Source organism: Desulfomicrobium norvegicum, assembly GCF_900114595.1.
Classification (GTDB): Bacteria; Desulfobacterota; Desulfovibrionia; order Desulfovibrionales; family Desulfomicrobiaceae; genus Desulfomicrobium; species Desulfomicrobium macestii.
This window is the reverse complement of sequence record NZ_FOTO01000002.1, coordinates 290,946-304,513: the sequence shown is the minus strand read 5'-3', so window position 1 is coordinate 304,513 and position 13,568 is coordinate 290,946. Positions and strand designations below refer to the sequence as shown.

The window sequence follows — 13,568 nt, the reverse complement described above, 5'->3', positions numbered from 1 at the left end:
GGCCTTTTTCATATCCCTTTTTCACGTTTCTTGGCCCCACCACCCCAAAGACAGGATTCCCGCCTGCGCGGGAATGACTTCGGTACTGATCAGTTCGACTGCGCCCCAGGCCATGGATCCCCGCCTGCGCGGGGATGACCGGTGAACTTCGCCGGAAAGAGCGGCCGCGCATGGATCCATGCCTTTTCCAGCAGGATAGTCAGGCCCAACCGGGGTGCAAGGGGCGCGCTTCCTGCCCGCCGGAGGCATTTTGCTTCTAATGCCGCTCCTCGGCCAGACGGCGCAGGTCTTCCGAGGTGAATGCGTATGGTTCCCGGCAGAATTCACAGGTGATGACGGTGTCTTCGCCCTGCTCGGCGAGGCTTTTGATTTCTTCCACACCCAGGGTGATGAGGGCCTGCTCGATGCGATCGCGGGAACAGCCGCAATGGAAGGCCACATCCTGATGCCCGAGAATTTCAAAGGGGATGTCCCCGAAAATTCTGTCCAGCACCTCTTTGGGAGTCGCGCCTTCCAGAAGCATCTTGGCCAGGGGCGGAAGGGCCTTTATCCGCCGCATCAGGGCATCAAGGGCTTCCTCGTTGGCCGGAGGCAGGGACTGAATCAGAAATCCCCCGGCCACGGCGATTCCGCCGCGATCGTCGGGGATTGTGGTCAGGCCCATGGCCGAGGGCGTCTGCTCCGAATCGGTCAGATAGTAGGCGATGTCCTCGGCGATTTCGCTCGACACGAGATTGACGACGCCCTGGTAGGGGGCCTTGAGCCGCAAGTCCTTGGTCACGGTCAAAAGGCCCGCCCGGCCCAGGGCTCCGGGGATGTCGAAGCGCCCGTCCTTGAGCGGCAGATCCACCGCCGGGTTGCCCACGTAGCCATGCACGAGGCACATGGGATCGGCCTCGACCACGATCTTGCCCAGCGGACCATTGCCCTCGAATTTGAGGGCCACGCGCTGCCGCCCCTTCAGAAGCGCGCCCAGGAGCACGGCCCCGGTCATGGCGCGGCCCAGGGCCACGGAAGCGGTCGGAAGGGTGGCGTGCCGGGTGCAGGCCTCGCGCACGGTGGCGGTGGTCAGGCAGGCCATGGCGCGCACATTGGCTTCATCGGAGATGACGCGGACAAGCTGATCGTTCATGTGTGATTATCCAGATTGGGTTGAATTTCGGGAAACAAGCGGCAAGCGGGCTCCAAGGGCGATTCCTTCGGGGCTTGCGTGCACGACGTGGGGCAAAAACTCCACGCCCTTGCCCACGGCCATCCAAAAAAGCTCGGCAAAGCGAGGATCTATGAAATCCGCCGGCCCAAAGCATCCGCCGTCGGGACGCTGCACCGCCAGAAAGACGCCCACCCGCACGCCGCTCTGGGCCAGGTTCATGAGTTCGAGCAGATGCTTCTGCCCGCGCTCCGTGACCGCGTCCGGAAAGCAGGCCACTCCGTCCTCGACCATGGTCACGTTCTTGGCCTCGATCCAGAATTCTCCCGCGGGCCCTGAAAGCCTGGCATCGAGGCGGGAGTCCCCGTGCACCGCCTCCGGAGTGAACTCCGAATATCCGCGAAGCTCCGGCATGGCGGCCGCCTCCCAGGCCTTTTTGAGCAGGCGGTTGGGAGTTGACGTGTTGACCCCGACCCAATCGCCGCCAGGCCGGACCAGCTCAAGGGTGTAGGGCAGCTTTCGCTTCGGGGATTCGGCAGGGGAGATGAACACCTCCATGCCGGGGCGCAGCAGCCCGAGCATGGATCCGGAATTGTTGGTGTGCACCGTCACCGGCCGGCCGTCCAGGAGCACGTGGACCAGAAAACGCTTCTCGCGGGCGACAAAGAAGGCGCTACGGCTTCGGGGTGGAAATTTCAAGAGATGATGCATTTTTGGAGTTGCTTTTCCGTCATAATCTTGACAGTTAGGCAGTATCAGAACAGCGTTGAAGCTCATCAACGTTCCAGGAGAGGCCATGTCATTTGATACGTGTGGAATAATTGGAAAGAGTTCCGCCTTGCAAGAGGTATTTCGGATCCTCGCCAAAGTGGCCCCTTCGGACAGCACGGTCCTGGTCACGGGAGAATCCGGAACCGGCAAGGAACTCCTTGTCCGCGCCCTGCACCGCAACAGCGGCCGGGCGGACAAGCCTTTCGTGCCCATCAACTGCGGGGCCATCCCGCGCGAGTTGCTGGAATCGGAACTCTTCGGGCATGAAAAAGGCGCTTTCACGCATGCCATCCGGACCAAGATCGGCCGCTTCGAAATGGCCCACGGCGGCACGGTGTTCCTGGATGAAATCGGAGAGATGGATCTCTCCCTGCAGGTCAAGATCCTGCGCGTTCTGCAGGAGCGGGAGTTCGAGCGGGTCGGAGGCGGCAAGACCATCAAGACCGACGTGCGCGTGGTCGCGGCGACCAACCGTGACCTGGAAGAGGAAGTCCGCAAGGGCACCTTCCGCGAAGACCTCTTCTACCGCCTGAACGTCATCCCCATCACCCTGCCCCCCCTGCGCGAACGCGGGGGAGACGTGCTGGTCCTGGCGCACCATTTCCTGAAGCACTTCTGCGTGAACCGCCGTAGCTGCGTCCTCGAAATGGCCGAGGACGCACGAGAGATCCTGGCCCGCTATTCCTGGCCCGGCAACGTACGCGAGCTGGAAAATTTCATGGAGCGCATGTCCATCTTGTGTGATGCCGACCACATCGGCATCGTTGACCTGCCCGACAAAATCCTTCGTGAAACCGGTGTCGAGGTGCCAAAGCGCCCCATGCCGACGATGGATGCGAGCTTCCGCTGGCCCGAACTCCAAGACTTGCGGGACCAACACCTGGGCCTGAAGGAATTCCTGGACCAGGTCGAGGAGAGGCTCTTGAGCGAAGCCCTGGGGGAAGTTGACGGAGTCAAGAACAAGGCCGCCGAAGTTTTGGGCATCAAGCGAACCACGCTTATTGAGAAGCTCAAAAAAAAGAACATGTTATAGTAATGTGCCCAATTCTTGCTTACAGCAGCCCGTGCGCACACGCCCCCTTGCCAGCCTGATCTGGCTCCTCGTCCCGGCCATTCTGGGCCTGATACCATTGCACGCCGCCCATGGCGCGGTTCTGACGTGGAACAAGCTGCCAAACGGCGAAGAGCTCGTCTTCAGATTCGATACGGCCCTGCCCGTGGCCGAACCCAGGCAGCGGGGCCTGACGCAGATCCAGATTCCCATCGCCTGGAGCTTCTGGCAAAATGAGCGAAAACCGGCAATCCCCGACCTCTCTTCCTCAAAACTGCTCAAAGAGATCCTGATCAGCCCGGACGGCGTCTTCATTCGAACGCAATCGGGCGACTTCATTTTGTCATCTTCCTCGGATTCCAAACGCAAGGAACTCTCCATTGAGCTGTATCCTCCCGCGCCGCCCGAGTCCAAAAAGCCTGATCCAGTCTCGCCCGCGCCCACAGGCGGGGACAATGCCACCGACGCCAACGCCACTACGGAGACTTCCCCGCCTAAGGGGCAAGCTCAGGCCGAGGAGAACGTTGCCGGGAACGCAGCACCCCAGGCGCAGGCAACAACGAATTCGTCAGCGGAGACAAGCCTGGAAAATGCCACCGACGTCGATCAGAAAGATTTGCTCGCGGAAGATTCGTCGCTTTCAGGGCTTGCCTCCGTGCGCAGCAAAATCGTGCGGCCCGGACAGGATCAGCCGGACCCGATGGCGCAGGAGCCCCCGCAGTCCGTAGTCCGCCGCCCCATCGATCGCGCCGCGACGCCGCCCGACCAAACCCCACAAACGTCTCCCGTTGACGAGGCGAAGACGGACGCAGGTGCTCCGGAACAACTCCCCCCTGCGTCTCTGCCTTCCAACACAACGGCACCCCGGCAAAACGCGACGCAGCTCCTGACGAAGGTCCAGATCACGGAGGCAGTCACGCCGGAGGTCAATCAAACCGGCGAACTCCCGGACACGATCCAGGCCGACATCACGCCGCCGGAACCTGCCCCCCCCACGGCCACTCAAAATCCCGGCAACGAAAACGCCGACCTGGCGCCATCGCCAACGCCGTCCGCCATCATCGCGCCCGAAACAATACTGTCCGAGCCGGAGCCCACGGACTCCCAGACAAACCGGACCGCGAACGCATCGGACATCTCCGGCAGCGCCGAGGACAACAGCACGGCCGAGCTTGAGGAATTGTACAAAACCGCTCAAACCGCCTTGATCGTAGGCGACCTGACCACGGCGCGCACGGCGGTGACAAACATGATCGAGCACCCCAAAATTCCCGAAACGCTGCACGAGGAATTGCTCTACACCCTGGCCGACATCACCATGAAGGAGGGGCTTGCGGACCTTGAGGGCAATTTCGCCTCGATCCTGGAAGCCTACGAGACCGCCAAAAACTCGAACCTTGATTCCCGCAATGTGCCCGAGGCCATCTCCCGAATTGGATACCTGCACCTCTTCGTGGGCAACGTACCCGAAGCCAAAGGCTACTTCGACTTCCTGCGCAGGAAATACCCGGACGATCGCCGGGTGGCCATGATCGACTATTATTGGGGCGAACACTACCTGCGGCGCAAGGAATACGGCCGGGCCGCCGAGCACTTCCAATACGCGATCCAGAACTTTCCCATGAGCCTGGCCGTGCAACCGAGCACGGTCGGACTGCTCAGGGCATTCACCGGGCTGGGATATTTCGACAAGGCCCTTGAAATCGTGGACAACATCGAAAAACGTTGGCCAAGCTATTACCTGAGCGACCCGTCCTTTCTGATGTCCGCCGGGTATGCCGCCATGCTCAGCGGCAAACCGGCCCGGGCCAAGGACTATTTCTGGGCCTATGCCAACATCGTCCCGAACGCCCCGGATGTGGACGTGGCCATGGCCCGTATCGGCGACATTCTCCTCAAGGAAGACAATCCCGACGCGGCCCGCGAGATATATCACCGCACTTCCGAGGCCTACCCAGCCAGGGAGGGCGGACTCATCGCCAAGATGCGCCTGGCCGAGGAAGGCGTTCTCGACCAGCCGAGCATCGCGGACATGAATCCCGTATTCAGCCGCCCGGAATCGAACCCCGAACAGATCTACAACAGCATCCTGGAACACGCTGACAGTCCACTGGCTCCCGTGGCACGGCTCAAGCTGGCCATGTGGCATCTCTGGAACAAGAAGTATGCCGCGAGCCTGGAGGAAATCCGCCGGTTTCAGAACGAGCATCCGGGGCACGAACTGCTGCCCAAGGCTCGGGAAGTGGCGGACACGGCGCTTCGGGACTGGCTCACCAACGATCTTGAGCTTGAGGATTTCAATGCTGCGGTGTTGCACTGGGGCGCTCACGAAAACATGTATCAGGACCGCGACGTGGACCCTCGGATCAGGTTGATCGTGGCCACGGCCCTCATGCAGACCGGCCGCTCCCAGGAAGCCCTGGACATGGCCAGGCCGTTCGTTTTCGGCTCCGCCCCCCGGGGAGAATTTTCCGAACCCGGCCTGGAGGTGACCCTGGCCATGCAGGTGGAGCTGCAAAAGTGGCGAGACATCCTGGCGCTGTCCAAAGAGGTCGAGTCCTGGAATCTGGGAGAGGAGCGGCAGCGGCAGGTGGATTACGCGACGGCCCTGGCCCATGAAAAACTGGAGCAGTCCGCCAGTGCCGGACCGCTGTGGACCAAGCTGGCCACGGACATGGGCCTGACCGACACGCAGCGGGGTTACGCCCACTATTTCCTGGGACGGGATGCGCTGGGCGCAGGACGGCTTGAACAGGCCACCATCCTTGGACAGGAAGCCCTGACACTGTTGCAGAAGGAAAAAAGCGACATTCCAAAGCTCAAGGAAACACTTGAGCTCCTCGTCCAGGCCGCCGAGAAAAGTGGCCGCGCCCAGGACGCCCTGGCCTGGACCCTGGAATACGACGGCTATGTTGACGAGAATGACGCGGACTGGCCCGCGCACACCTATCGCAAGGCCCTGCTCTTCAAGAAGAACTCGGAAACGGACAAATGGCGGGAAAACTTGAACCGCCTCAAGGAACTCTTCCCAAACTCCCTGCATGGTCGTATGGCTGCCGCAGAACTCGAAGGGACACGGATCGAAAGGGAAGTACGAAAATTTCGCTAGGAGGCAGACATGAGTTTTGATCGCGAGCCCGTCGTCGCGGGCCAGTTTTATGCCGGACGTCAGGACCAGTGGCTGGCAACCGTGCAGTCGTGCATGCGCGGGGAAAAAGAGAATGAGAAAACCACCAAACTGGCCATGGTCCCCCATGCCGGACACGTCTTTTCAGGCGGCGTGGCGGGTCAGACCCTGGCCCGGGCCAAATTGACGGATACAGTGCTCCTGCTCGGCCCCAACCACACTGGCATGGGCGCGCCCATGGCCGTATGGCCGGACGGCAAATGGCTGCTGCCCGGCGCGGCCATGGACGTTGACGCCGAACTGGCCGCCGCAATTCTGGCGGCGGAACCGGCGTTGACCGCCGACCGGGTCGCCCATCTGCAGGAACACTCCCTGGAAGTCATTCTGCCTTTCCTGTGGGCCAAGAACCCTGAAATGCGCATCGTCCCCATCGCAGTGGGCGACCCCAGGCCACACAAGCTCGGAGGCGCGGCGGCCAAGATCGCCGAAGTGCTCGCGAGGCTCGGCCGGGAAGTATCCGTCGTGGTCAGCTCGGACATGAACCACTTCGCATCCGACGAAAAAACCCGCGTCATCGATCGGCACGCGCTGGACCGCATCCTGGCCCTGGACCCCATGGGTTTTTACGGCAAGGTGCGGGAAGAGAACATCTCCATGTGCGGCGTGCTGCCCATGACCCTCGGCATGCACCTGGCCAACATCCAGGGCGCGAAAAAGGCGGAGCTGGTGGCCTATGCCACATCGGCGGACGTGAATGGGGACGTGTCCAGAGTGGTGGGCTACGCAGGAATCATCATCGAGTAGGATCGGCGGCGGGAAAAAGAAAATTCGGGGAAGGGGCCAAAACGGCCCCTTTGCTTTTTTACGGGGCCTTTAGCCCATATGTTCCACGTAGGCTTCGACCGTGTTGACCAGGAGCTGGGCGATGGTCATGGGGCCCACTCCGCCGGGCACCGGAGTCATGGCCGAGGCCACGTCCTGCAATCCTTCGAAATCGCAATCCCCGACCAGACCAAGCTCGGTCCTGTTGATGCCCACGTCGATGACCACGGCTCCAGGCTTGACCATGTCGCGCGTCACGAACTTGGGAATGCCCACGGCGGCCAGGACGATGTCGGCGCTGCACACCTCGGCGGCGATGTTCCGGGTCCGGGAATGGCAGACCGTGACCGTCGCGTTCTTCTGCAGCAGCATAAGCGCCAAAGGCTTGCCGACAATGTTGCTGCGACCGATGACCACAGCCTTCTTTCCGGACACGTCTATGCCGTGGCGCTCCATGAGGGTCATGATTCCCGCCGGGGTGCAGGAACGCAGGCAGGGCAGCCCCAGCGCCAGGCGGCCCATGTTCACGGGATGAAAGCCGTCCACGTCCTTGGAGGGGCTGATCAGGTCAAGGCAGCGCTGGCTGTCCAGCCCCTTGGGCAGGGGCAGCTGCAACAGCAGGCCGTCAATAGCGGGGTCGCTGTTCAGGAACATGATCGTGTCTTCAAGCTGCGCCTGCGGGATATCCTCCGGCAGGCGAAAGCCCTTGGAGATAATGCCCACATCCTCGCAAGCCCGCTCCTTGTTGCGGACATAGACCTGCGAGGCAGGATCGCCGCCAACCAGGATCACCGCAAGGCCCGGCGCCCGTCCATGCCTTGCCGTCAGCACCGCGACCTGATCCTTGAGTTCCTGACGGATGATGGCGGCCGTCTTTTTTCCGTCGATGATTTGCATGTTGTCCTCGGCTGAAAATAAAAAAGGCGCACCGAAGTGCGCCATACGGGTTATTATTCTTCGTCAAACCAGTTGGCGGCCATGGCCGGTCCAAAATAGACACCCTGCGAATCCAGGTCTTCCTCGATGCGCAGCAGCTGGTTGTACTTGGCCATGCGGTCGGAGCGGCACAGGGAGCCGGTCTTGATCTGCCCGGCGTTCACGGCCACGGACAGGTCGGCGATGAAGCTGTCCTCGGTCTCGCCGGAGCGATGGGAGATGACCGTGGCGAAAGAAGCCTCCTTGGCCATTTCGATGCAGTCCATGGTCTCGGTCAGCGTGCCGATCTGGTTGAGCTTGATGAGGATGGCATTGCCCACGCCGCGCATGATGCCGTCGGCCAAAAGGGCCGGATTGGTCACGAAAATGTCGTCGCCGACCAGCTGCAGGCGGTCGCCCAGCACGTCGGAGAGAACTTCCCATCCATCCCAGTCCGCTTCGGCCAGGCCGTCCTCGATGGACACCAGCGGAAACTTTCCGGCCAGATCGGCGTAGTAGTCGGTCAGCTCGCGCGCGGTCAGGATCTTGTTCTCACCGGCGAAATGGTACTTGCCGTCCTTGTAGAATTCCGAGGCGGCGGCGTCGATGGCCAGGGCGATCTGGCTGCCGGGCTCGTATCCGGCTTCCTCGATGGCCTTCATGATGTATGTGAAAGCCTGCTCGTGACTGGCGAAATTGGGTGCAAAGCCGCCCTCGTCGCCGACGGAGGTGGCCAGGCCGTCCTTGTGCAGGATCTTCTTCAGGGTATGAAAGGTCTCGGCGCCCATGCGCAGGGCTTCCTTGAAGCTGGCCGCGCCGAGCGGCAGGATCATGAATTCCTGGATGTCCAGGTTGTTGGCTGCGTGCGCTCCGCCGTTGATGATGTTCATCATGGGCGCGGGCAAGACCTTGGCGTTGATGCCGCCGATGTATTTGTAGAGCGGCAGGCCCAGAAATTCCGCAGCGGCCTTGGCCGTGGCCATGGATACTCCGAGCATGGCGTTGGCGCCCAGGCGGGACTTGTTCTCGGTGCCGTCCAGATCGATGAGGGCCTGATCCACTTCCACCTGACGAACGGCTTCAAGGCCGATGATCTCGGAGGCGATCTCTTCCATGACGTTGCGCACGGCCTGCTCAACACCCCTGCCGCCAAAGCGGTCGGCGTCGCCGTCGCGCAGTTCGAGGGCTTCACGCGTGCCTGTGGATGCGCCTGAAGGCACGGCGGCGCGCCCCGTGGCGCCCGATTCGAGGGTGACTTCCACTTCAACGGTGGGGTTGCCCCTGGAATCCAGAATCTCCCTGGCCCAAATACCTGTGATGGTGCTCATGATTGCTCCCTTGCGTTCCTTGGTGAATGTTTCTGAAAATATGCGGCCAGAAGGCCCTGCATGAGCAGGTCCGGGGCCAGATTGTCGATGCATGAGGTGATGGCCGCCAGATGCGGGGCAAAACCGCCCGTGGCGATGACGCGGGCGTCGGGAGCGGCCAGACGTTTTTTGAGCCGCGCGGTCAGCCCCTCCAGCATGGCCGCGAAGCCGAACAGCACGCCGTGATTGAGACTCTGCCGGGTGCTGGTGCCGATGTCCAGGTCCGCGCCGCCCGGTTCCAGGCTGATCTGGGGCAGCTTGGCGGTCTGGGTGCCCAGCGCCGTGACCGAACTGAGCACTCCCGGACAGATGAGTCCGCCCAGATAGGCCCCATTCTGCACGCAGTCGAACGTCGTGGCCGTGCCGAAGTCGACGACGATGAGCGTCTCGTCGTCAAAAAGGGTCCGCGCCGCGAAACCGCCCAGCAGGCGATCCGCGCCGACCTCCTGCGGTCTGGCGTAGCGGTTTTCGAGCGGCAGCGCGATGTCGCCGGGCACGAACAGGGCCGGGCAGGAGAAAAAATCCGCGCAGGCGGCCTTCAGCAGGCTGTTCAGTGGCGGCACCACGGAAGACAGCACCCAGGCCCGCACCTCGCCCTCGGCCACGCCCTCGCGGGCGCAGATTCCTGCGATGCAAAGGCCCAGGGAATCGGAGGTCTCCCGGTTGGTGGAGGGCAGCGAATAGGTCCGGCCAAGGCCGTTTTCGTCCGCCAGACAAAGCTTCACGTTGGTGTTGCCCACGTCGAAGAGCAGCACCGGTCCCCCAGAGAATGTTTTATCACCATGCATCATAGGTGCGGTTGTATCGCATTGGTTTGAAAACTCAAGGACCGGGTGGCATCTGTCCGCTTGTAACGCGTTTTCGTTCAGGATAAGCCCCTCTTCAACATCTTACCATTCATCATGTGGAGGAAACATGGCCCTGAACAAGGAACTGCTGCAAATTCTGGCCTGCCCCAAATGCAAGGGCGACCTGGAACTCATCGGTCAGGAAGAAGGTCTCAAATGCGCGGCCTGCGACGTCGTCTACCCTGTGCGCGAGGAAATTCCGGTCATGCTCATCGACGAAGCCATCGCCGTTGAGAAATGGGACCAGGGCGTGCGCGAGAAATAACGATGAGCAAAAAGAAAGAGCGGCAGCTTCCTGAAACCCTGGGGCTCTCCCCGGTGGGAGCGGACAGCCATGCCCATCTTGACGGCCGGGACAATGACGTGGACGCGGTTCTGGCGCGGGCCCTTGCCTGCGGTGTGCGCACCGTGGGCAATGTCTTTCTGGGCCCTGCGGCCTACCGCGAGGGAAGGGCCCTTTTCGAGCGTCACGACGATGTTTTTTTCCTGCTCGGAGTGCACCCGCACGAAGCCGCGAAAATGACGGACGTCGACCTTGCGGACATGCGCCAGGCATTCTCGACCGATCCAAGACTGCGCGCGGTGGGCGAGATCGGCCTTGACTACTTCTACGACTTCTCCCCCCCCGAAACGCAGCAGCACTGGTTCCGGCGCCAGCTGGAGCTGGCCCTGGAACTGGATCAGCGGGTGGTCATCCACTGCCGCGACGCCGAGGACGACTGCCTGGAAATTCTGGATGACATGGGTTTTGGCGGGCGGCCCCTGCTCTGGCACTGCTTCGGCCTTGGACCGGAATGGGCTGAAAAACTGCTCCGGCGCGGCTGGCACCTCTCCGTGCCCGGCACGGTCACATACGCCAAATCCGAAGCCCTGCGGGAAGCTGCCCGGATCATCCCGGCGGACAGGTTGCTCCTTGAAACCGACGCCCCCTACCTCTCCCCTGAGCCCTACCGGGGCAAACGCAACGAACCCGCCCTGCTGGGCTTCACGGCCCTAGAAATCGCCCTGCTTCGCGGCGAGAATCCGCATGAATTGTGGGCGCGCTGCGGCGACAACGCGAGGGACTTTTTCGGCCTATCCGACTGAGCATCCCGGAGGCTCGATGATTTTCGCGCCCTGGCCCTCAAGCACTTCCCGCAGGGTCCGCTCTGCGCCGGGCGTGAAGCGCAGCTTGATCACGGCCCGGTAGCGATCGACCACGCTCATGATGGCCAGGTTGTCGTAGCCTTCGAGCAGGAAGCGATAGAGGGCGATCCGGTTGCGGGGCACCTCGGCATAAAGAACCCTGCTGGCCAGGCACGCCGGCGCGGGGTTCTTCTCCCTGCGGGGCTTTCGGGGCCGAGACTTGCGCCGTTCCGGTGATGGCTGCTCAGAGCACTTCATGACCGTCCTCGGTGACCACGACCATATGTTCCCAGCGCACTCCGCCCCACTCAGGATAATACAGGCCAGGCTCCACGGTGATGACCATGCCGGGCCGAAGCACCGTCGGACGAAGAGGGCCGACTCCCGGAGCTTCGTGCGTTTCAAGGCCGATGCCGTGCCCAAGGGAATGCGTGAAATGCCCGGCCACCCCGTGCCGCGCGAAAAACTCCCTGGCCGTGGCGTGCAGCTCATCGGTGCCAACCCCCGGAGCGACCTTGGCGATGGCCAGGGCCTGCGCCTCCTGCACCAGGGCAAGGGTGCGCTTGAACTCGTCCGTGGGATTGTCCCCGATCCACCATGTCCGGGTCTGATCCGAACAATACCCGTCCAGTCGTCCGCCCATGTCGATCAGAACCGGAGTCTGTGCCGAAAGGCGGGCATCTGCGGGCGTAGCGTGTGGCAAGGCTCCGTTGGGACCGAATCCGACAATGGGCGCAAAACTGAGGCTCTCGGCTCCCCGTTCCCGGAATTCCTTCTCCAGCATCCAGGCCACTTCCCGCTCTGTAACGCCGGGCACCAGCTTCGGCCGAAGGGCTTCGTAAACCTGGTGGTTCAATGCGCAGGAGGCCCTGAGCCGGGCCAGTTCCTCACAATCCTTGACCGTGCGCAGCTCTTCCACCAGACGCGGGGCTTGGCGCAAGGCCAGCATCCCGGCCAGCTCCAGATACATTCCCGCACACATGGCATGGGTTTCAACCCACAGTTCGCTGACGCCAAGGCTCTTTACGAACTCGGCGATCTTTTCGACGCGCGGCGCCCCGTACACATGCACATGTTCGCCTGGCCAGTGCCGCCGGGCCTCCTCCGTAAAACGGGCATCGGTCAGCAGCCAGTCCGGTTCGTTTAGACGGATCAGCAGGCAGCCCGAGCTCTCGTTGCATTGCCCGTCATGCAGCTCGAACCCCGACAGATAAAAACGGTTGGCCGGATGGACCACGAGCAGGGCATCGATGTCCTGCTTCTGCATGAGATTTTTCAGCCCCTGAAGACGCTTGGCATGGTTCATGGTCGATACGCCTTGGTTTGCTGTGAAGAAGAGATCCGCAAGCTCATTTCCTGTCCGGCACGATGGCGCCCGGACAGCAGGGCTCGGGCTTGGAATAGACCTCGACGGGCTTGAACAGATGCCGGTGGAAGAAGTCGTCCCCCAGCCATGCGACCACGCGCACCAGAAGCGCGATGACGACAAGGGTGAAGATGATCCGCGCCCAGAGCAGCCCGGAGACATGTCCTCCGATGACGACCATGAGCAGGGTGTCCTCGAACACCGAATGGGACAGGCCCATGAGGCTCAAGGACGAAAAGATGTCCTTGGAACCGACCTTGCCCGAATGCGCCTCGTGCATGATCATGCCCCCGCCGTAGGCCAGACCCATGATCATGCCGACGATGGTCAGGGTCCCGGCCTCGGAACCGATGCCGAGCAGGCGCAGGAGCGGAGCCAGCAGCCGCACGCACAGCCCCGTCAGTCCGATGGCCGTGAACACACGCATGATCGCGCTAAGGGCCACGATGATGACAAAGACCATGGCCAGATTCTGCACCTGCCCAAGTCCCCAGACCAGAAGGTCCCTGCTTTCCGGCTGGGGTTGCCAGAGCAGGACGTTGGTCTCCTGCAGCCATCCTCCCCAGGCGTAGATCCGGGACAGAAGCCAGCCCAGCATCAGGGCGCCGCCGATGCGCAGCAATGCCTGAAAGCCCATGCGCGGACCCGACTTGCGCACGATCTGCAACTCCACGGGGAGGCCGTGGGCGACCAGGATCATGACGCCAAGCACCGTGACCTGCGCCACGCTCAAAGGATGCTCTCCTGCCAGGGACACGAAAACGATCATGCTTCCATAGATGTTGCTGACCAGCGCCGTGGCCCAGACGAGCCCCATCTCCCCGGGCAGCCCGACCATCTGCATGACCGGAGCCAGTGGCCGGGCGAGCCAGACCACAAGTCCCAGTTCTTGCAGGATTTTGACCACAATGATGATGGGGACCATGATCTTGTAGAGTTCGAGGCTGATCCGCCCCGAACGCCACAAGACGCTCTTTGTTTCTTGAAGGATGTTCATGGATTTCCGTACTGTGCATAAAAACGGGT

Annotated in this window: 13 protein-coding genes; 5 read left to right on the top strand and 8 right to left on the bottom strand. The window is 62.0% G+C overall.

Annotation, left to right across the window (positions count from 1 at the left end; translation table 11 throughout):
* Positions 1–256: 256 nt before the first annotated feature.
* Positions 257–1,132 carry an Hsp33 family molecular chaperone HslO gene (hslO, locus tag BMZ24_RS05345; RefSeq protein ID WP_092190044.1) on the bottom strand — a complete coding sequence of 292 codons (876 nt, stop codon included), beginning with the start codon at positions 1,130–1,132 and terminating at the stop codon, positions 257–259.
* Between the two features lie 6 nt (positions 1,133–1,138).
* Positions 1,139–1,861 (bottom strand): DNA/RNA nuclease SfsA, encoded by a 723-nt coding sequence (sfsA, locus tag BMZ24_RS05340; protein ID WP_092190042.1) that lies wholly within the window; start codon positions 1,859–1,861, stop codon positions 1,139–1,141.
* 85 nt (positions 1,862–1,946) lie between these two features.
* On the opposite strand from sfsA, the gene BMZ24_RS05335 reads away from it, so the two are divergent.
* The 3 genes from BMZ24_RS05335 to amrB are packed head-to-tail and all read left to right on the top strand — an operon-like array spanning position 1,947 to position 6,903.
* Positions 1,947–2,954, top strand: a complete 1,008-nt coding sequence (locus BMZ24_RS05335) for a sigma-54 interaction domain-containing protein (RefSeq protein WP_092190040.1) — start codon at positions 1,947–1,949, stop codon at positions 2,952–2,954.
* Positions 2,955–2,985: 31 nt separating this feature from the next.
* Complete coding sequence (locus BMZ24_RS05330) at positions 2,986–6,081, top strand: hypothetical protein (RefSeq protein WP_092190038.1); 3,096 nt, start codon at positions 2,986–2,988, stop codon at positions 6,079–6,081.
* 9 nt (positions 6,082–6,090) lie between these two features.
* Entirely contained in the window at positions 6,091–6,903 is an 813-nt protein-coding gene (amrB, locus tag BMZ24_RS05325) for an AmmeMemoRadiSam system protein B (RefSeq protein WP_092190036.1), read from the top strand.
* A 69-nt stretch (positions 6,904–6,972) separates the two neighbouring features.
* Here amrB and folD read toward each other — a convergent pair whose 3' ends face one another.
* The 3 genes from folD to BMZ24_RS05310 are packed head-to-tail and all read right to left on the bottom strand — an operon-like array spanning position 6,973 to position 9,958.
* Positions 6,973–7,818 carry a bifunctional methylenetetrahydrofolate dehydrogenase/methenyltetrahydrofolate cyclohydrolase FolD gene (gene folD / locus BMZ24_RS05320; RefSeq protein ID WP_092190234.1) on the bottom strand — a complete coding sequence of 282 codons (846 nt, stop codon included), beginning with the start codon at positions 7,816–7,818 and terminating at the stop codon, positions 6,973–6,975.
* Positions 7,819–7,871: 53 nt separating this feature from the next.
* A complete protein-coding gene (gene eno, locus BMZ24_RS05315; protein ID WP_092190034.1) occupies positions 7,872–9,164 on the bottom strand; it encodes a phosphopyruvate hydratase in 1,293 nt (430 codons plus the stop codon).
* Positions 9,161–9,958 (bottom strand): type III pantothenate kinase, encoded by a 798-nt coding sequence (locus BMZ24_RS05310; RefSeq protein ID WP_318779629.1) that lies wholly within the window; start codon positions 9,956–9,958, stop codon positions 9,161–9,163. The genes eno and BMZ24_RS05310 overlap by 4 nt, the downstream gene beginning before the upstream one ends.
* A 160-nt stretch (positions 9,959–10,118) precedes the next feature.
* Between BMZ24_RS05310 and BMZ24_RS05305 the strand changes: the two genes are divergently transcribed.
* The gene (locus BMZ24_RS05305) at positions 10,119–10,316 is read left to right on the top strand and encodes a Trm112 family protein (RefSeq protein WP_092190032.1); all 198 of its coding nucleotides are present in this window, start codon (positions 10,119–10,121) and stop codon (positions 10,314–10,316) included.
* 2 nt (positions 10,317–10,318) lie between these two features.
* Positions 10,319–11,137: a TatD family hydrolase gene (locus BMZ24_RS05300; RefSeq protein WP_092190030.1), complete on the top strand. Its 819-nt coding sequence runs from the start codon at positions 10,319–10,321 to the stop codon at positions 11,135–11,137.
* Here BMZ24_RS05300 and BMZ24_RS05295 read toward each other — a convergent pair.
* Genes BMZ24_RS05295 through BMZ24_RS05285 form a run of 3 tightly spaced genes read right to left on the bottom strand, consistent with a single transcriptional unit; the run spans position 11,126 to position 13,539 of the window.
* On the bottom strand, positions 11,126–11,434 hold the full coding sequence (locus tag BMZ24_RS05295; protein WP_092190028.1) for a DUF4911 domain-containing protein: 309 nt from the start codon (positions 11,432–11,434) through the stop codon (positions 11,126–11,128). The genes BMZ24_RS05300 and BMZ24_RS05295 overlap by 12 nt on opposite strands.
* On the bottom strand, positions 11,421–12,482 hold the full coding sequence (locus BMZ24_RS05290; protein WP_092190026.1) for a M24 family metallopeptidase: 1,062 nt from the start codon (positions 12,480–12,482) through the stop codon (positions 11,421–11,423). The genes BMZ24_RS05295 and BMZ24_RS05290 overlap by 14 nt, the downstream gene beginning before the upstream one ends.
* Before the next feature lie 43 nt (positions 12,483–12,525).
* Positions 12,526–13,539 carry a nucleoside recognition domain-containing protein gene (locus BMZ24_RS05285; protein ID WP_092190024.1) on the bottom strand — a complete coding sequence of 338 codons (1,014 nt, stop codon included), beginning with the start codon at positions 13,537–13,539 and terminating at the stop codon, positions 12,526–12,528.
* Positions 13,540–13,568 lie beyond the last annotated feature (29 nt).